The organism is Bacillus sp. PPSBB_11 (assembly GCF_038023285.1).
Taxonomy (GTDB): domain Bacteria; phylum Bacillota; class Bacilli; order Bacillales; family Bacillaceae; genus Bacillus; species Bacillus altitudinis.
This window is the reverse complement of the sequence record NZ_CP150633.1, coordinates 3,259,782-3,279,444: the sequence shown is the minus strand read 5'-3', so window position 1 is coordinate 3,279,444 and position 19,663 is coordinate 3,259,782. Positions and strand designations below refer to the sequence as shown.

Annotated in this window: 16 protein-coding genes; 11 read left to right on the top strand and 5 right to left on the bottom strand. The window is 43.8% G+C overall.

Translation table 11 applies throughout. The annotated features are described in order from the left end of the window. The first annotated feature begins 7 nt into the window (after positions 1–7). Positions 8–562 (top strand): hypothetical protein, encoded by a 555-nt coding sequence (locus tag V7L95_RS16010; RefSeq protein WP_008346631.1) that lies wholly within the window; start codon positions 8–10, stop codon positions 560–562. A 33-nt stretch (positions 563–595) separates the two neighbouring features. Here the strand turns inward: V7L95_RS16010 and V7L95_RS16005 are convergent, their stop codons facing one another. Next, positions 596–985, bottom strand: a complete 390-nt coding sequence (locus V7L95_RS16005; protein WP_072367144.1) for a tautomerase family protein — start codon at positions 983–985, stop codon at positions 596–598. Positions 986–1,107: 122 nt separating this feature from the next. Beyond that, complete coding sequence (locus V7L95_RS16000; protein WP_017359514.1) at positions 1,108–1,860, bottom strand: DeoR/GlpR family DNA-binding transcription regulator; 753 nt, start codon at positions 1,858–1,860, stop codon at positions 1,108–1,110. Between the two features lie 90 nt (positions 1,861–1,950). Between V7L95_RS16000 and V7L95_RS15995 the strand changes: the two genes are divergently transcribed. The 10 genes from V7L95_RS15995 to V7L95_RS15950 all read left to right on the top strand — a co-directional run bounded on the left by V7L95_RS15995 (position 1,951) and on the right by V7L95_RS15950 (position 14,156). Next, positions 1,951–2,838 (top strand): tyrosine-protein phosphatase, encoded by an 888-nt coding sequence (locus V7L95_RS15995; protein ID WP_017359515.1) that lies wholly within the window; start codon positions 1,951–1,953, stop codon positions 2,836–2,838. 24 nt (positions 2,839–2,862) lie between these two features. After that, complete coding sequence (locus V7L95_RS15990; protein ID WP_017359516.1) at positions 2,863–4,398, top strand: family 10 glycosylhydrolase; 1,536 nt, start codon at positions 2,863–2,865, stop codon at positions 4,396–4,398. A 159-nt stretch (positions 4,399–4,557) separates the two neighbouring features. After that, positions 4,558–5,700, top strand: coding sequence for an acyl-CoA dehydrogenase family protein (locus tag V7L95_RS15985; protein WP_017359517.1), 1,143 nt, complete (start codon positions 4,558–4,560; stop codon positions 5,698–5,700). 42 nt (positions 5,701–5,742) lie between these two features. Further along, entirely contained in the window at positions 5,743–7,380 is a 1,638-nt protein-coding gene (locus V7L95_RS15980) for an AMP-binding protein (protein ID WP_206116226.1), read from the top strand. Positions 7,381–7,388: 8 nt separating this feature from the next. Next, positions 7,389–8,738 carry an acetyl-CoA carboxylase biotin carboxylase subunit gene (locus tag V7L95_RS15975; RefSeq protein ID WP_340967268.1) on the top strand — a complete coding sequence of 450 codons (1,350 nt, stop codon included), beginning with the start codon at positions 7,389–7,391 and terminating at the stop codon, positions 8,736–8,738. Continuing rightward, complete coding sequence (locus tag V7L95_RS15970; protein WP_008346646.1) at positions 8,735–8,950, top strand: acetyl-CoA carboxylase biotin carboxyl carrier protein subunit; 216 nt, start codon at positions 8,735–8,737, stop codon at positions 8,948–8,950. The genes V7L95_RS15975 and V7L95_RS15970 overlap by 4 nt, the downstream gene beginning before the upstream one ends. A gap of 11 nt (positions 8,951–8,961) precedes the next feature. Continuing rightward, positions 8,962–9,867 carry a hydroxymethylglutaryl-CoA lyase gene (locus tag V7L95_RS15965; RefSeq protein ID WP_017359520.1) on the top strand — a complete coding sequence of 302 codons (906 nt, stop codon included), beginning with the start codon at positions 8,962–8,964 and terminating at the stop codon, positions 9,865–9,867. Between the two features lie 15 nt (positions 9,868–9,882). Beyond that, entirely contained in the window at positions 9,883–10,665 is a 783-nt protein-coding gene (locus tag V7L95_RS15960) for an enoyl-CoA hydratase (protein ID WP_249476586.1), read from the top strand. An 18-nt stretch (positions 10,666–10,683) separates the two neighbouring features. After that, entirely contained in the window at positions 10,684–12,207 is a 1,524-nt protein-coding gene (locus V7L95_RS15955; RefSeq protein WP_212339108.1) for an acyl-CoA carboxylase subunit beta, read from the top strand. A gap of 14 nt (positions 12,208–12,221) precedes the next feature. After that, positions 12,222–14,156 carry an AMP-binding protein gene (locus V7L95_RS15950; protein WP_340967262.1) on the top strand — a complete coding sequence of 645 codons (1,935 nt, stop codon included), beginning with the start codon at positions 12,222–12,224 and terminating at the stop codon, positions 14,154–14,156. A gap of 222 nt (positions 14,157–14,378) precedes the next feature. Here the strand turns inward: V7L95_RS15950 and cysI are convergent, their stop codons facing one another. The 3 genes from cysI to V7L95_RS15935 all read right to left on the bottom strand — a co-directional run bounded on the left by cysI (position 14,379) and on the right by V7L95_RS15935 (position 19,583). Then, on the bottom strand, positions 14,379–16,097 hold the full coding sequence (gene cysI / locus V7L95_RS15945) for an assimilatory sulfite reductase (NADPH) hemoprotein subunit (protein WP_171465455.1): 1,719 nt from the start codon (positions 16,095–16,097) through the stop codon (positions 14,379–14,381). A 33-nt stretch (positions 16,098–16,130) separates the two neighbouring features. Next, complete coding sequence (locus V7L95_RS15940; protein ID WP_340967256.1) at positions 16,131–17,942, bottom strand: assimilatory sulfite reductase (NADPH) flavoprotein subunit; 1,812 nt, start codon at positions 17,940–17,942, stop codon at positions 16,131–16,133. 213 nt (positions 17,943–18,155) lie between these two features. Then, entirely contained in the window at positions 18,156–19,583 is a 1,428-nt protein-coding gene (locus tag V7L95_RS15935; protein ID WP_340967254.1) for an aldehyde dehydrogenase family protein, read from the bottom strand. Positions 19,584–19,663: the final 80 nt, after the last annotated feature.

The following is a 19,663-nucleotide window of genomic DNA, read 5'->3' as shown; positions in this document are numbered from 1 at the left end:
TACAGTCATGTCACTGCAAAATCGCTTACAAGATTTATTGAAAGAAGGGCAGGCGCTCACCGACTTTGAATATAACAAAGCCGCAAGTCAAAATTGGCCGCTAGAAGGGGCAAAAATGACAGAAGAAGCACGCTTTGCTGATGTTTATATAGAACGTGTAGACAAGGAATCGGAGGAAATGATTCAAACAGAAAATGCTTCCTTTTTAAATACACCTCTTACATACGTAAAAAAACAACAAAAAGAATTCATTTATATCGAGTCGAAGTGGTTTGATGTGGTGAGAGTCGACGGACTTGCCATAGAATGGGATGAAGTATTTCAGACGTATACCGTGTTATTCGGATTGAAGCGTCCTAAAAAAGATACTGGATTACTAAAAGAGATGCTCTCAACATTAAATGGTGCTCAGCTTCAATTTAATGGACAAGACGGGTTATTTGATATCAACATTCCGCTTCTTGAACTAGAAGACATCAAAGAAGATACGCCTTTAATTGGTGTGATCTCAGCAGTGTACCGCTATTTATTCAACTTGCTCATGCAGCTTGAAAATGAATGAATCAAAAAACGGCTCACATTCCTGAGCCGTTTTTTAGAGCCATCCTCTTATGAATTGAGCCTCACCCATCCCGAAGCTCCAATCGGCGTCTCCATTTTCCACGATGGAGATCATCACATCCGTCTTGGCAACCCCGCATTCTTTTTCTATACGTTCTGCGATTTGTGCATAAAGCTGTTTCTTTTGCTCTTTCGTCCGCTGTTTACTGACAACACTAATGACAACCAGATCCTTTGTTCTCGGATAACCAAGCCCAGTGTCCTCAATCATCATCTCTTCAGGGCGGTGCTGATGAACAATTTGATAGCGATCTCGTTCAGGTACCCCAAAGGCATCAACCATTGCTTCATGGCAAGTGTCCAGCAGTTTTTTTAATTCCTCTTTTGAACGGCCTTCTATCACGTCAAATCGTAACAACGGCATCAGGTCAACCTCCAAATATGTGTTTAATATACAATCATAATGTAACCAACACTTCGCCGTTTCACTCTTTTGCGACATAAGAAAAAAGCCAAAACATTGGCGCTTGGCTTTTTCGCTCTGGATTAAGGCGTGACAAACTTCACATCATGCTCTTTTCCATATTGAAGGTAATCTTCATTTGGTTGTTCATTCGTCACGACGATGTCTATGTCTTTTAAGTCACAAAACGTGGTCAAGGCATAATGGTCAAACTTACTATCATCGACTAATAAAAAGGTTTTGGCGTTTTTTTCAACGAGCGTTTTTTTAATATCTGTCTCAAGCGGGGAGGAATTCGTGACGCCATGATCAATGGATAAACCAGTTGATGCAATAAATGCTTTATTGACATTGTATGCTTTGAGACGCTCAACACTTTGATAACCAACGAAAGAATTTGTTTTTCGCTCTAGCATACCGCCGGTTGAAAAGATGGTGAGGTGTTCATAAGGCATAGCCTGTGTAATGAAATCCACGTTATTTGTCACAACGGTAATCCGTTTCTCCTTCAAATAGGGAAGCATCTCCAGTGTCGTTGTACCAGAATCAACAAAAATCATATCACCATGTTCAACAAAAGCGGCGGCAGCCTGTCCGATCAATTGTTTTTTACTCAGCTGACGTGTCTTTCGCTCCTGATACACCACCAATGTTGAGTGATTCACAGCGACGCCGCCGTACACTTTCTTTAGCACGCCGGATTCTACCAATGCTTGTACATCTCGGCGTATGGTGTTTTTTGAGACGCCAAAATGCGTCACAAGCTCATCAAGAGAGGCAGATTCCCGGTCAAATACATACTCTTTTATTTGCTGAATACGTTTTGTTTTTATCATGCTACAATCTCCAATCAATACGAATATGCTGATTCTATTATAACAATAATTCCACGTAAAAGATGTCACTGATCAACATGGGAGAATCGAATGATCTTTTTCTCTTATCTTTTCTCATTTTTCATAAAAGCGTATGATAGAGAAAAGAGGATAGAAAGGATTTTCACTTCTATGAATGAACACAACATACAATTTTCAAAGCTTGCAAATTTTAGAGAGGTAGGGGGACTCCAAACAACGGATCAGATGGTCATCAAACAAGGAATGATTTATCGATCTGCTGATTTATCACGTCTCACGAAGCAAGACATATTGACGTTCTCAACACTTGGAATTCAAACGGTTTGTGACCTGCGTACAAGCTCAGAACGAAAATCACACCCACCAAAGATCATGGAACATGACAAAATTGTTCATATCCCTATGCAGCCTGACAGCATGATGCCTAGCAAATGGACCATGTTTCGAATGCTGATAGCAGAAGGAAAATCTCTATCTTTTACACCGATCATGAAAGATGTATATCAAAGCATGCTCTATGAGCGAAAAAAAGAGATTCAGCAATTGTTTACATTACTGTCCGATGAAAAAAATTATCCGCTTATGCTTCACTGTACAAGCGGAAAGGACCGTACAGGCTTTTTATCTGCTCTTATTCAATTAGCAGCGGGTGTGCCGGTGCATACCGTTTTAAGTGAATACATGCGTTCCAATGAAGGCGTGAAAATGCTAGTGAAAAGACAAGAACGATTTGTTCGCATGATGAGTTTATATCGGGTGTCAAAAGAACAAATTCAGCCCCTGCTTGGTGTGCAGCAAGATTATCTTGAAGATGTACTGAATGAGATGATGGATACATACGGAAGTGCAGAGCGGTATTTACTAGAAGCCTGCGACGTCCCGAAAGATCAGCTACTTAAAATGAAAAACATCTTGCTTACACCATCTGCTGGCATTCCATCACAAAACGCAGAATAAACTTAATATGAGGTGATGCAAACCATGCTGAAAAAGATCAGTATGACGGTTCTGACACTAGTTTTCATGGGTGTCTTCTTATTGATTCCGTCTAGCAGTCTAGCTCGTTCGATGCCAAAAGGGAAGCTTGAGAGCACAAGAGAGATGCGTGCAGTGTGGGTCGCATCAGTTTATAACTTAGATTGGCCTTCAAAGAAAGGACTGCCCAGAGATGAGCAGAAACAAGAGTTCATTCAACTGTTAGACGACATCAAAGCGATGAATATGAACGCCGTCATCATGCAAATTAAGCCAACAGCAGATGCCTTTTATCCATCGAAATTTGGTCCATGGTCTGAATATTTGACTGGTACACAAGGGAAAGACCCTGGATATGACCCGCTTGAATTTATGATAGAAGAAGCACATAAACGCGGCCTTGAATTTCATGCTTGGTTTAACCCTTATCGAATCACCATGAATCATACCGATCTCAACCGGTTATCAGCCGATCATCCTGCAAGAGCACATCCTGAGTGGACCATCGCCTACGGAAATCAGCTGTACTTTAATCCAGGCATTCCTGATGCTCAGGACTTCATTGTTGACGGGATAGAGGAAGTAGTGAAAAACTACGATATTGATGCGGTGCATATGGATGATTATTTTTACCCGAATAAAATCGCTGGTGTGCCATTTCCAGATCAAGAAACGTATGAAACTTACGGGCAGAAGTTCACTCATATAGAAGATTGGCGTAGAGATAATGTGAATCACTTGGTGCAACAAATCAATGACTCCATTAAGAAAGAAAAGCCGTATGTGAAATTCGGCATTAGCCCATTTGGTGTATGGCGCAACATAAAAGATGACCCAACCGGTTCAAACACAACAGCAGGGATGACCAATTATGATGATTTGTATGCTGATACAAGAGAATGGATACAGCAGCACCATATTGATTATATCACCCCGCAAATTTATTGGAGTATCGGCTTTCAGCCCGCTGCCTATGATGTGCTGACGAAATGGTGGTCAAATGAAGTGAAGGGGCAGCCTGTTCATTTGTACATTGGTCAAGCGACGTATAAAATCAATCAAAACAGTGATCCTGCTTGGTCTGATCCAGAGGAGTATTTTCGCCAGATCGAGCTGAACAGGCAGTCACAGCTCGTACAAGGAAGCATGCATTTTAGTCTGAAAGATATCAATCGAAATCCCTTGAATGTAAAGAAACGATTAATAGAAGAAACCTATAGCAAACCGGCTCTCATACCAGAGATGCCATGGCTTCATCAAAAAGCGCCAAAAAAACCAATCATCCAATCTGTGAAAAAGACAGAGGATGGCGCAGTTTTACAGATACAAAATGATCCGCACTCTAGTGCATCCTATTATGCAGTCTATCGATTGTCGAATAAAGGGACATACGAATTTGTGCAAACGGTCAGAAAAGAAACTGGTTCCTTCACACAAACGAAAGACATTTTAGCCAATCAAAAGAAGAGCTATACCTTTAAAGTGACGGCACTCAATCGCCTTCATCATGAAAGCAAACCTTCTACAAAAACAGTAAAATAACAAAGACAGCATAAATGAGGGTTTTCCTCCATTTATGCTTTTTTGCTTTCTCTATTTTTCTACTATTTTTATTTTAATTTTCTGAATTCAATCAAGCTTGGCATGAAGCAGCTATTTCAATAATAAATATGATAGAAAAGCGCCAAAGGGGGAAGTAAAATGGATTTTGAATTAACGAAAGAGCAGCAAATGATCCGTCAGATGGTCAAAGAATTTGCAAAAACAGAAATTGCACCACACGCCCAAACTGTTGATAAACAGGCAGCATTTCCCATAAAAACATTTCAAAAAATGGGTGAGCTCGGTTTTATGGGTATACCCTTTCCAGAGAAATATGGAGGTTCTGGAGGAGATACGATCTCGTATGCACTGGCAGTCGAGGAAATTGGCAAGCAGTGTGCAAGTACAGGTCTAAGTTATGCCGCGGCGGTTTCCTTAGGCGCAAGTCCACTTTATTACTTCGGCACGGAGGAACAAAAGATGGACCATCTTGTTCCATTAGCCTCTGGAACAGCACTTGGCTCCTTCGGATTAACAGAACCAAACGCCGGATCAGATGCAAAAGGAACAAAAACAAAAGCCATTAAAGACGGACAAGAATATGTCATCAGTGGGGAAAAGTGCTGGATCACAAATGCCAATTATGCCAGAACGATTATTGTCACCGCTGTGACAGATCATGATGAAAACGGACGTCCAATCATCTCCGCCTTTATTGTGGAGAAAGGGCAAAAAGGACTGTCAATTACAAACCCATATGACAAAATGGGGGTTCGTGGTTCAGATACGGCTGAAATCATTTTAGACGAAGTGCGTGTACCAGCGCATCATATATTGGGAGACAAATCGAAAGGATTCAAGCAATTTTTATATACATTGGACGGCGGACGAATTTCCATTGCAGCCTTATCTGTCGGAATTGCACAAGCTGCACTTGATGCTTCACTTTCCTATGCAAAAGAAAGAAAGCAATTTGGAAAGACGCTCTCATCCTTCCAGGCCATTCAGTTTAAGCTGGCGGATATGGCGATGCAAATAGAGCTTGCAAGACAAATGGTCTGGAAAGCCGCTTGGCTGAAAGATCAAGGCAAACCATTTACAAAAGAAGCGGCCTATGCCAAACTGTTTGCTTCAGAAATGGCCACAAAAGCGAGTCTTGATGCGGTCCAAATTCATGGCGGAACAGGCTATATGAAAGAATGCGGTGTTGAACGGCTTGTGAGAGATGCCAAGCTGATGGAAATCGGAGAAGGAACCTCTGAAATTCAGCGGCTCGTGATCGCAAGACAGCTGTTAGCGTAATACCTTAATGAAAACGCTTACTATACATGAGGGAGGAAAGCAATGATGTCGATTCATCCGCAAACGATTGGCTCCCTATTAAGAGAAAAAAAAGAACAGCATCCAGCACATGAAGCCATTGTTTACCCAGAACGTTCTTTACGTTATTCGTACGAAGCGTTTTATCGAGAGGTCAAGGCAACAGGTAAAGGTCTCATGGCATTAGGGGTTCAAAAGGGAGATCACATCGCCATTATGGCACCAAATATACCTGAATGGCTCATTCTTCAATTTGCCTGCGCCTCCATTGGTGCTGTTCTTGTCACTGTGAATACCAATTTTCAATCACAGGAACTCGCCTATTTACTCAAGCATTCTGACAGCAAAATGTTGTTTATTGTAGACGGCTTTAAAGAAACGTCCTATGTCAACATGCTTGAAGAGCTGATTCCAGAACTTCAAACCGCTCATCAAGAGGAGATCACTTCCACACAATTTCCTTATTTAAAAAGATGTATTTATATCGGTCAGCATGTACCAAATGGCATGCTCAGCTGGGATCGTCTTCAAGTGGCAGCCAAAAGAACCGAAGAGCTTGAATGGGAGAAGCGAATGAATGAGCTCACGCCTGATGACGTTATTAATATGCAGTACACTTCAGGCACAACCGGCTATCCAAAGGGCGTTATGCTCAGCCACACCAACATCGTCTGTAATGCGAGTCAGATCGCAGATTGTATGAAATTAACAGAGCAGGACCGTATGTGTATCCCAGTGCCGTTCTTTCATTGCTTCGGCTCTGTTCTTGGTGTACTTGCTTGTCTCACAAAAGGGGGAACGATCATTCCACTTGAATCATTCCATCCAGAACGAGTCCTTCAAACAGTAGAAAAAGAAAAATGCACGGTTCTTCACGGTGTACCAACCATGTTCATCGCAGAGCTCGATCATCCAAATTTCCACTCTTATGACCTGTCCACATTACGAACGGGGATTATGGCCGGTTCACTCTGCCCATCCCACGTCATGAAAGCAGTCATTGAAAAAATGGGATTAAGAGAGCTCACGATTGCCTATGGTCAAACCGAAAGTTCACCCGTCATTACCCAAACAAGAACGGATGATTCGTTTGAAAGACGTGTTCAAACGGTCGGACGTGCGCTTCCTCAAATTGAAGTCAAAATTACTTTACCAGGAACGTCAGAAGAAGTTCCAAGAGGACAGCAAGGGGAGCTTTGTACAAGAGGCTATCATGTCATGAAGGGCTATTATAAAAACGAAGAAGCAACAAATGAAGTCATTGATGAGGACGGATGGCTTCATACAGGGGATTTAGCTGAGATGGATCATGACGGTTATGTGAAAATCACAGGCCGGCTCAAAGATATGATCATCAGAGGCGGAGAGAATGTGTACCCAAAAGAGATTGAGGATGTCCTATACACTCACCCTGCCATTCTTGACGCACAGGTCGTTGGTATTCCTGACGAGACATACGGCGAGGAAGCAGCCGCATTCATTCGGCTGAAACAAGGGAAGTCGGTCTCAATTGAGACATTAACGAGCTATTGTCAGTCGCAAATGGCACGCTACAAAATCCCGAAATACTTTTTCATTACAGATGAGTACCCAATGACCGCCTCAGGCAAAATTCAGAAATTCCGCTTGAAAAAGCAGGCGCTTGATCTAATAAAGGAGTGAAGGCAGCGATGTTTGAACAAGTATTGATCGCCAATCGAGGCGAAATTGCCCGTAGAGTGATTCGGACATGTAAACGGCTCGGAATCAAAACCGTTGCCGTTTATTCAGAGGCTGATCAGCATGCACTTCATGTGCAAGAAGCAGACAGCGCCTATTATATCGGCGGCGCTAAAGTTTCTGAAAGCTATTTAAACATGGAAGCGAACATTAAGGTTGCCAAACAAACAAATGCTGATGCTATCCACCCAGGGTATGGTCTTTTATCAGAAAATGCGGCATTTGCTGAGCGCTGCCGGAGCGAGGGCATTACCTTTATTGGACCATCTGCACAAGTCATTCAGCAGATGGGAAATAAAATTGAAGCGAGAAAAACGATGGAACAAGCGGGCATCCCAATCGTTCCTGGTGTTTCAGCCCCGCTCCATGATGCAGACGAAGGGGTTCATAAAGCACAGACACTCGGCTATCCCATTATGCTAAAAGCATCGAGTGGTGGCGGCGGGATTGGTATGCAGCTCGTCCGCAACGATGAAGAGCTGCATCGAGCGTTTGAAGGAAATCAAAAAAGAGCACAAAGTTTCTTTCAAGATGGTACTTTATACATGGAAAAGGTGATTGAACACGCACGGCACATCGAAATTCAAGTTCTTTTTGATTCGTTCGGTCACGGCGTTCACTTATTTGAAAGAGATTGTTCACTCCAAAGAAGACATCAGAAAATTGTTGAAGAGGCACCAGCCGTCTGTCTTGAAGAAACGGTGAGACAGCAAATGGGACAGATGGCCGTCAAAGCTGCCAAAGCGATTGGGTATGAAAATGCGGGCACGATTGAATGTTTAGTCGATCAAAACCAGCAATTTTATTTCTTAGAAATGAATACGAGATTGCAAGTAGAACACCCTGTCACTGAAGAAATTACGGGGATTGACCTTGTCGAGGAGCAGCTAAAAATTGCAGCATTAGAGCCCCTGTCCTTCAGCCAAGAGGATATTCATCAAATTGGGCACGCGATTGAAGTTAGAATATACGCTGAAGACCCTGTGACATTTTACCCTTCGCCAGGCACGATCACTCGGCTTTCTACACCTGATGCCCCATATATTCGTCATGAGTCAAGCGTAACGAGTGGAAGTGTCATTACCCCATTTTACGATCCAATGATTGCGAAAATGATTGTGTACGGTGATACTCGAAAACTCGCCATAGAACGATTAAAAGCAGCATTACAAGCATATGAAATAGAAGGGATCAAAACCAATGTACCGCTTTTAAAGGAAATGGCCGAATCAACTGCCTTTTTACATGGCAGCATCACAACCGATTATCTGATGAAAAAAAGGGAGGAAAACCGTTCATGAAAACTGTCACGATACAAATGGCCGGAAACTTATGGAAGCTTCTTGTGAAACAGGGTGATGATGTGCAAAAAGGACAGGAAGTCGCCATCTTAGAATCGATGAAAATGGAGATTCCCATTGTTGCAGAAGAAGCAGGTGTGATCAGTAAAGTGTATAAGGCGGAGGGGGACTTTGTTGACGAGGGAGAGGTACTTTTAGAGCTGACAGAATAGGGGGAAGCCGCATGGTATTACCAAAAAACGTGCTCATTAGAGAGGTCGGCCCGCGCGATGGCCTGCAAAATGAATCCGTTTGGCTGGACACAATGGAGAAGCGAACATGGATCCATTTACTCGAAGAAGCCCATCTTCCTTATATTGAAGTCACCTCATTTGTTCATCCGAAATGGGTTCCAGCCTTAAAAGACGCCAAAGAATTAGCCCAATCATTAAACAAAAAAGAGGATATTACCTATGCCGCACTCATCCCAAATGAAAAGGGGTTAGCTCATTTTTTTGAAGCAAACCTTGAGGTAGGGGCTATGTTTATCTCAGCGAGTGAGACACATAACAAAAAGAATATGAATCGATCTATACAGGAAACATTGCCTGTGATCAAACAAATGACAGCCGATTTAAAAGCAGAAGAACGGCAAACGCGGGCCTATATTTCAACCGTGTTTGGATGTCCTTATGAAAAACAAGTGCCGATGGACCAAGTGCTGCGATTAACGGAACAGCTGCTCTCCTTCGGCATTGATGAAATATCACTCGGGGATACCATTGGGGAAGCCCATCCGCTACAAGTAGAAAGACGGTTAGACCTTTTACTTGAACGCTTTCCTGCTGATAAAATTGCGCTTCATTTTCATGATACGAAAGGAATGGGGCTTGCCAATATTTATACAGCATTAAAAGCCGGCATCACCATATTTGATGCCTCTAGCGGGGGGCTTGGCGGCTGTCCTTATGCACCTGGCTCCAGCGGAAACGTGGCGACAGAAGACGTGGTGCACATGCTTCACAAACTCGGGATCGAAACAAATGTCGACCTCCCTCGCTTGATTAAAGCGGCTGAATGGATTGAAGCAAAAGTGGATCGAACCCTGCCAAGTCACTGTTTACGCGCTTTTCAGTCTCACACTACTTGATAAAGGGTGAATCACATGACATCATTGGTCCATTTTTCAATACAAGATGATCATATTGGCATCATGACATTAAATAGACCAGCACAAGCCAATGCTCTATCAGCTGCTATGCTAGAGGAAATCAATCAAACGATTCAAGAAATCAAACATGATGAAAACATCCGCTGTTTGCTCATGACAGGAACTGGCGCTAAAGTTTTTTGCGCAGGAGCAGACTTAAAAGAACGGCGATTGATGACAGAACAAGAAGCCAAAGAAGCTGTTCTGACCATTCAGCAAACCTTTACAGACATTGAATCTTTGCCCGTTCCTGTCATTGCCGTGATAAACGGACACGCACTTGGCGGAGGTCTTGAGCTCGCGCTCGCCTGTGATCTCCGCATCGCAAGAGCGGGTGCAGCGCTCGGCCTGCCGGAAACAGGACTAGCTATCCTGCCGGGAGCAGGGGGCACACAAAGACTTCCGCGCCTGATCGGACCCGGGAAAGCGAAAGAAATGATCTTCACAGGCACTTCTTTACGAGCAGAAGAAGCCGTTAAAATCGGACTGATTGAACGTATCTCTACAGCCGATTCACTGATGAATGATGCCATCACACTCGCAAAACAAATCACCAAGAATGGACCGATTGCTTTAAAAGAAGCAAAACAAGCCATTCAATCCAGCCTTGATCACGATTTACAAACAGGGCTGACGAAAGAATACGAAGCTTATCTGCGGCTTATTCATACAGCAGATCGACTAGAAGGTCTCAAGGCTTTTCAAGAAAAACGAACGCCTCATTACAGAGGCAAATAGCAAGAAAGGGGAATGGTCATGATCGAAGAATATGAATTAAAAAAACAACGAATTGAAAAGGGCGGGGCAGAACGCTACCATCAAAAAAACAAAGAAAAAGGAAAATTATTTGTCCGTGATCGCCTCCATTTGTTATTAGATGAGGATTCTTTCATTGAAGATGCCATGTTTGCAGAGTGCAAAGATGAACATTTACCAGCAGATGGTGTCGTCACAGGAACCGGGCGTATGAATGGGCAGACTGTTTGCGTCATGGCAAACGACTCTACGGTTAAAGCAGGATCGTGGGGCGTCAAAACAGTAGAAAAAATCATTCGAATTCAAGAAACGGCCAAGAAACTCAATTGTCCTATGCTGTATCTAGTCGATTCTGCGGGTGCAAGAATCACTGATCAAATCGCCATGTTTCCAGGCAGAAGAGGAGCAGGGCGCATTTTTTATAACCAAGTCAAGCTGTCTGGGCGTATCCCACAAATTTGTTTACTCTTCGGTCCATCTGCAGCCGGTGGTGCGTATATCCCTGCTTTTTGTGACATTGTCGTCATGGTCGAAGGAAATGCCTCTATGTATTTAGGCTCGCCGCGAATGGCTGAAATGGTGATCGGTGAAAAAGTATCACTTGAGGAAATGGGCGGTGCGAAAATGCATTGCAGCATTTCTGGATGCGGAGATATATTAGCCAAAACAGAGGAAGAGGCCATTCAAATTGCACGTGATTATTTAACCTATATGCCTGCCAACTATACAGAAAAACCAAAAATGACAGCAGCAAAAGCACCTAAACCATCTGAAATTACCATCCAAGACTTAATCCCTAAAGGCCAGAATACCCCATTTGATATGTATCAACTCATCGATTTACTGATTGATGAAGGGTCATTTTTTGAAATCAAAAAGCTGTTTGCCGCAGAGTTAATCACCGGCTTTGGCAGAATGAACGGTCAGCCTATCGGTCTCATTGCCAATCAGCCAAGGGTCAAAGGCGGCGTATTATTCCACGACTCAGCTGATAAAGCCGCCAAGTTTATTCAGCTCTGTGATGCCTTTCATATCCCGCTGCTCTTTCTTGCGGACATACCAGGATTTATGATTGGAACAAAAGTGGAACAAGCCGGCATTATTCGTCATGGGGCAAAAATGATCTCCGCTATGTCAGAGGCGACCGTTCCGAAAATATCCGTCATCGTCCGTAAAGCATACGGAGCAGGACTATATGCAATGGCAGGCCCTGCTTTTGAGCCAGACTGCTGTCTCGCTCTTCCATCGGCGCAAATCGCTGTGATGGGTCCAGAAGCCGCTGTAAATGCCGTCTATGCAAATAAAATTGCAGAACTCCCGCCCGAAGAGAGGGCTTCATTTATACAAGAGAAACGGAAGGAATACCAGGAAGATATGAATATCTATGAGCTTGCCTCTGAAATGATTGTCGATGGCGTCATCCCATTTGACCGTCTAAGAACGGAACTTTGTCATAGATTAGTAGCCTATTCATCGAAAGACATGACATTTACGAAACGAAAACATCCGGTCTATCCGGTCTAAAGGGGGCAGATCTCATGATCAACCTGAAACCAGAATGGATACCGGAAGAAAAGCAGAGCCAAAAAACACGTTTGCATCAGTGGATGAAATCTCTTGGTTTTTCTACGTATGACTCATTCTATCAAGCCAGTATTGATCGCACAGACTGGTTTTGGAGAGAAGCGGAGAAGGCGGTCGGCATTCAGTGGAAAAAACCATATGAAGCGGCATTAGGTCACCACTCATTGATGTGGCCGAAATGGTATCAGGGCGGCACACTTAACATCACCGAAACGGCTGTGGACAAATGGGCAGAAAAAGAAGAGACGAAGCATCAGCCCGCCATCATTTGGAGCAATGAAGCCGGTGAAGAAAAGAAATGGTCATTTCTCGAACTTCAAGAGAAAGTGAGCCGTCTTGCAGCTGGCTTTTTGAAAGAAGGACTTCAAAAAGGGGATGTAGCCATCATCTATATGCCAATGCTTCCAGAAACGGTCGCCGTCATGCTTGCCTTTACAAAGATTGGTGTTATTTTCAGCCCAGTCTTCTCAGGCTATGGAAGCGAGCCACTCGCTGTACGCATTCGTGCGTCAGGCGCATCCATTGTCGTCACAGCGAATGAAATGATGCGGCGAGGGAAAACGATCAACATGCGGGAATGTGTGGCGGATGCCATCAACAAAACAGCAACTGTGCAAAAAGTGATTGTGCACACTTCCTCTCATACCGGATATCAGGGCGATGTCCTGCTAAATGATTTGTTAAAAGAACAGCCGTTCACCGGCGCGACCTATGTCACAAATGAAGACCCGCTGATGATCTTGTATACGTCAGGCACAACCGGCACACCAAAGGGAGCCGTTCACACACACGCAGGCTTTCCGATAAAGGCAGCTTTTGATGCCGGGCTATGTATGGACGTGGCAAAAGGAGACCGACTGTTTTGGCTGACTGATATGGGCTGGATGATGGGGCCATTCCTCGTCTTTGGCGGCTTGATCAATGGCGCTACCATCGTTTTATATGACGGCGCTCCCGATTATCCAGATGAGCAGCAGCTCTGGTCATTCATCCACGAGAAGAAAGTCACTCATTTTGGACTTTCCCCTACATTTGTTCGTTCTGCGATGCAGCAAACGATTGATGGGGTCGAGTTACCGCATGTCAAAGCCATTATTTCTACTGGGGAGCCGTGGAATGAAGCTCCGTGGCAATGGTTATTTCACACCATTGGTCAAAAGAACATTCCCATCTTAAATTATTCAGGAGGAACCGAGGTTTCTGGTGGCATTGTAGGCAGTACGTTGCTTCGTCCCATCAAACCGATTCTCTTTAATGCGGCGATCTTAGGAATGGCGGCAGATGTATACAATGAAGCTGGGCAAAGCGTGATGAATGAAGTAGGGGAGCTTGTGGTGAAAAAGCCATGGGTCGGCATGACATGTGGTTTTTGGAACGAACCGGAGCGTTATGAAGATACGTATTTCAAACGATTTGATGGTGTATGGACACACGGAGATTGGGTCATGCAAACAGAGGACGGAGAATTCCACATCACCGGCAGATCGGATGATGTCATTAATACAGCAGGGAAACGCATCGGGCCAGCTGAAATTGAATCCATCCTTACCTGGCATCCTGCCGTGCATGAAGCCGCTGTGATTGGGGTAAAGGATGAGGTGAAAGGGGAGGCGCTCGTCTGTTTCATCGTGACCAGTCCGCATGCTTTTGAAGAAGCAGCCCTTATCCAAGAGCTTTCAGCCCATGTTGGTTCACATGCTGGAAAAGCGCTCACACCAAAAGAAGTTCATCTCATTTCAGCTTTACCGAAAACAAGGAATGGAAAAATTGTACGACGTTTACTTAAAGGGGCGTATGAAGAGAAGCCTTCACCCGATCTATCTTCATTAGACAATCCAGATGTATATAAGAGTCTGACCGAATACTTGAATAAGAGACAGAAAAAATAAAAAAGACAGGATGGTTCCTGTCTCAGCGTGTAGACAAACCCTCGCATTCGGTGTCAGTCCTGCGCTTCGGTGCTCACGAATGTTAAATTCGCTCCGCGCCGATGCTCGTCCTTCCTAGACTGCAAAGGTTTTCTATCACGCTGAAAAGAAGACAAAGGGCTAAAATAAAGTTCATTTTAGCCCTTTGTCAACAATCTGAGACAGGATGGTTCCTGTCTCTTTTTATTGCACATGAAAATTCGTTCCATCTGTTGTCTCTTTCACAATCCCTGCACGAATGACAAAATCGCCGAAATGTTCATTTTCTTCTCGTTCTTTTGCGTAGCGGGGGAGAATAGAGCCAAGTTCTTTTAGAATGTCTTCCTCACCCACATTTTCACGGTATAATTTACTTAATCTGCTGCCATCAAATGCGGCACCAAGATACATATTATACTTACCAGGTGATTTTCCGATAAATCCAATTTCTCCAAGCGCATGACGAGCACAACCATTTGGACAACCAGTCATTCGAATGGTGATTTCTTTATCACTTAATCCGTTTTCTTCAACGATGTCTTCGATTTTATCAATCAATCGTGGAAGGTAGCGCTCTGCTTCAGCCATCGCTAAACCGCAAGTTGGCAAAGATACACATGCCATTGAGCTGCGGCGCAGGGCGGAATGCTGCTGGCCGTCTGATAAACCAAACTTCTGAATGAGCTGTTCGATTTGTTTCTTTTTATGAGTTGTCACATTCCCAATGATTAAATTCTGATTGGCGGTTAGACGGAAGTCACCTGTATGAACTTTGGCGATTTCGCGGATGCCTGTCATCAGTGGATAATCATTATAGTCTGTGATGCGTCCGCCTTCTACAAACATCGTATAATGCCATCTGCCATTAATGCCTTTTACCCAGCCATAACGGTCACCGTTATGATCAAAATGATAGTCCTTTGCCTCTAAAAGAGTAAACCCAAGACGGCGCTCAAGTTCTTCTTTTACATTCTCAAGACCAAGGCGGTCCACCGTATATTTAAAGCGGGCATTTTTTCGCACGGAACGGTTTCCGTAGTCACGTTGAATGGTGATGACTTGTTTGGCAATTTCTACGACTTGTTCAGGTGTACAAAAGCCGATGACCTTTGCAAGCTGCGGATAAGTCGCTGTATCACCATGCGTCATACCCATTCCGCCGCCAATTGCGACATTAAAGCCGACCAGTTGATCGTTTTCTATAATGGCTATAAAGCCTAGATCCTGCGAAAATACATCAATGTCATTAGCAGGAGGGACCGCCACACCAATTTTGAATTTCCTTGGCAAATAAAGCGGACCATACATCGGTTCAACTTCCTTATCTGGCGTTGCCGCAACCTTTTCCTCATCAAGCCAAATTTCGTGATAAGCTCTTGTTTGCGGGAGCAGGTCATCACTTAATTTTTTCGCCAGCTCGTATACATCATGGTGCACTTCTGATTGATAGGGGTTTGAAGTACACATGACATTCCGGTTCACGTCGCCGCAAGCTGCGATCGTATCAAGCATTGTAGAATGAATGTCTTGAATGGTCTTTTTCATATTCCATTTTAAAATACCGTGAAGCTGGAAGGTTTCACGAGTTGTCAGCTTTAAAGTACCGTTGCCATATTGATGAGCAAGCTCATCCATCACAAGCCACTGCTTAGATGTGGCGATTCCGCCAGGCAGACGGACACGCAGCATAAATTGATAGGCAGGTTCAAGCTTTTGTTTTTGTCGTTCATTTCTCAGATCACGATCATCTTGTAAGTAGCTGCCGTGATGCTTCATCAGACGGTTGTCATCATCCGGAATTCCCGCTGAAATCGGATCAAGCATCACTTCTTTTAACGTACCCCGTAAATAATCACTTTTTTCTTTGATTTCCTCTACGTCGCTCGGAGGTCCATCCGGCGCTGTTAATGCTGTCTTCACCATGTAAGTAAAAGCTCCTTTCTTTCAAGCATCAAATCAATAAACGTCACGCTGATAGCGTTTTTGCTGCTGTAAGTTGGCAAGATAGCTTTCTGCTTTTTCTTTGCTCATCGCACCTTCTTCTTGAATGATGGATAGAAGGGTATTGTGAACATCATGCGCCATATGCTTTTCATCTCCGCAAATATACACGTAAGCACCTTGCTCAAGCCATTCAAATAATTCTTTGCTTTGTTTCTTCATTTGGTGCTGGACATATACTTTTTCCTCAGTATCTCTTGAAAAAGCCACGTCCATTTTCGTTAAGACGCCGTCCTTTAACCACTTTTGCCATTCCGTTTGGTATAAGAAATCCGTCACAAAATGCTGATCACCGAAGAATAACCATGACTTTCCGTTTGCACCCAGTTCCTCACGCTCCTGCATAAATGAACGGAAAGGGGCGATGCCTGTGCCTGGTCCTACCATAATGATCGGTGCATCTGGATCTTGAGGAAGCTTAAAGTTTTGGTTGTGCTGAATATAAACAGGTAACGTATCACCTGGCTGCAGGCGCTCTGCACATAGAATCGAACAGACACCTTGGCGTTCTCTGCCGTGCGCATCATATCTGACAGCCCCTATCGTCAAATGAACCTCTTCGTCATTTGCTTTGAGACTGCTTGCAATGGAATAAAGGCGTGCAGGGATTTTTCTTAAAATGGACGTGAAATCTGCGGCGGTTCCTTCAAAAGGACCGAAATCACGAGCCGCATCTACTAAGTCCCGGCCTGCGATATATTCTTTCAGTTTTTCTTCGTTTCCTTCTTCTAAAAGGGCATGCAAGGCTTCGCTTTTTGTCAGTTCAGCGATCTTTTGAAGAAGTGGTTTTGTTAAAACCGTGATCTCAAAATGCGAGGTGAGTGCGTCTTTTAAAGGAAGAGTGTCTCCATTTTTATGAACGGTGACGGATTCTTCTGCATTCCACCCGCATGTTTGAATCAGTTCGTCGACAAGCGCAGGATCATTTGTCGGATAAATGCCAAGGCTGTCACCTGGCTCATACACGAGGCCTGATCCTTCAAGAGAAAGCTCTAAGTGACGTGTTTCTTTATTAGATCCACGCCCATTTAAGTTGATATTTTCAAGAACTTCAGCATAAAAAGGATTCGTTCTTGAATATTCAGAAACGGCTTGATTGTTGGCTCCCGCTGATTCTTGCGGCAGTGATACAGCTTCACCTTCACTCAAAGAAGAGGAAACGCCTTGAAGCCATTCTGAAAACGGCTCATCATAATCAAGGTCACAATCCACTCGGTCAAACAGGCGAGTACCGCCAAGTTCTTCGAAGCGTTCATCAAATTCTTTTCCTGTCTGACAGAAGAATTCGTATGAGCTGTCACCTAATGAAAGGACAGAAAAGCTTAAATGATCGAGCTTTGGCGCACGTCTGCCGTGAACATATTCATGGAACGAAAGGGCATTATCCGGCGGATCTCCTTCGCCATGTGTGCTGACAATGACCAGTAAATTGTTTATTTTTTTCAGATTATTCGGTTTAAAATCGGACATAGAAGAGAGCGTCACTTGAAAGCCTTTCTCTTCAAGATGCTGGGCTGTCTTTTTTGCTAACCCTTCGGAATTGCCTGTTTGCGACCCATAAAGCACGGTCACATCTTTGCTCACAGGCTGGACAGGTGCTGCGGCAGAAGGCGCCGAAGTGACAGCTTCTGAGCCGGCAAGCGCTGCCTGCGCTGATAAATAACCAGTAAGCCAAATTTTTTGCTGATCTGTTAAAGTCGGAAGCAGCTGATTGAGTAACTCTGCCTGCTCCTGGCTAAACGGACTGTTCAATACATGAAGTTGCAACAATATCCACCTCACAAGGAATATAAACATAGATTAATTCGATAGGAATTATATATATAGGTTTAATTTGAACTTTACCGAAAGTTTGCCATTAAGTAAAATATATAATATTGATTGTCATGATTAAGATTTCTAATGACAAAACACGGATGAATAGGGGAGAGGGCACAAAAAAAGGAAAACGGATCACCGTTTTCCTCTTTTTCGCCTGACTTACGCCGTTGGAAGTCCCATCACAGCTTTCACTTCTAAATATTCCTCGATACCGAAGTCTCCCCATTCTCTTCCGATACCTGATTGCTTAAAGCCTCCAAATGGGGCAAAGTAATCTGTTTCTGCATTGTTAATGGTGATTTGACCGGCACGAATATGTTCAGCGACATATTTTAATGTTTTTTCATCTTGACCAACAACATAGCCGGCAAGACCATACACTGTATCGTTGGCGATCTCAAGGGCATGATCGAGGTCTTGATACGTGATCACACTCATGACTGGCCCAAAGATTTCTTCTTGCGCAATGGTCATATCATTTTTCACATTGGTGAAAATGGTATGCTTGGCGAAATATCCTTTATCGATTCCGTCCGGCTTTCCAGTTCCCCCAGCAAGAAGGGTAGCACCTTCTTCGATTCCTTTTTCAATATAAGATTGCACCGTATCCCACTGCTTTTTAGAAACAAGCGGGCCAGTAGCGTGATCTTCTCTCGGATCACCAACTGTAAACTTCGGCAGAGCGTTCAGCAGCGCTTTTTCAAACTTGTCTTTCATTGATTCTGGAATTAGCACACGTGTAGCTGCAGAACACACTTGACCTGTATTCATCGCAATATGATGAATGGCTGTTTTTGCTGCTTCGTCCACATCTGCATCGTCTAAGACGATAAGAGGGGATTTTCCGCCAAGCTCAAGTGCTACTTTCTTCACATTGTCCGCTGCGTTTTCCATAATTTTAGAGCCGACGGCACCTGATCCTGTAAATGAAACGAAGTCAATATCAGGATGTGAGCTAATGCCGTCACCAATCACGTCACCCGTTCCGTTTACTAAGTTGAAGACTCCTTTCGGTACATCTGCTTCATCAATAATTTCTGCAAGAATCATCGCAGCAAAAGGGGTAATTTCCGCTGGTTTTAAGACAACTGGTGAGCCTGCCGCAATGGCACCCGCAATTTTAAGAGATGTCTGATTCGTTGGGAAGTTCCACGGTGTAATCAATCCGCTGACACCAATCGCCTCTTTTATAATCGTATGTCCACCACGATCTTCGGTAAATGTATAAGATTTCAGTGCTTCTGCTGCTTTAGAAAAATGTTCATAACCCATTTTGTAATGAACTTCTTCGGACACTTTCAGCGGTGCACCAAGCTCTTTTGTCATCACTTCTACAAGTTCATCCTTGCGTTTTTCGTACCCGCGCACAATGTTTTCCAGCATTTCTACTCGTTCATTTCGAGATGTTTTTGAGAAAGAAGGGAAGGCGGCTCGGGCTGCTTTGACTGCCTTATCTAAATCTTCTTTCGTTCCTAAACTAATGGTGCCAATGACTTCCTCTGTCGCAGGGTTAATGACCTCCGTCGTTTCGTTTCCTGTTGATGCGACCCATTCTCCATTAATAAAGTGTTTCTCTTGATTTCTCATTCTGACATGTCTCCTTTTTATATGTGATGCAATCCAATATTCTGTTTTCAGCTGATATAAAACTGTACCCACTGTGAAAA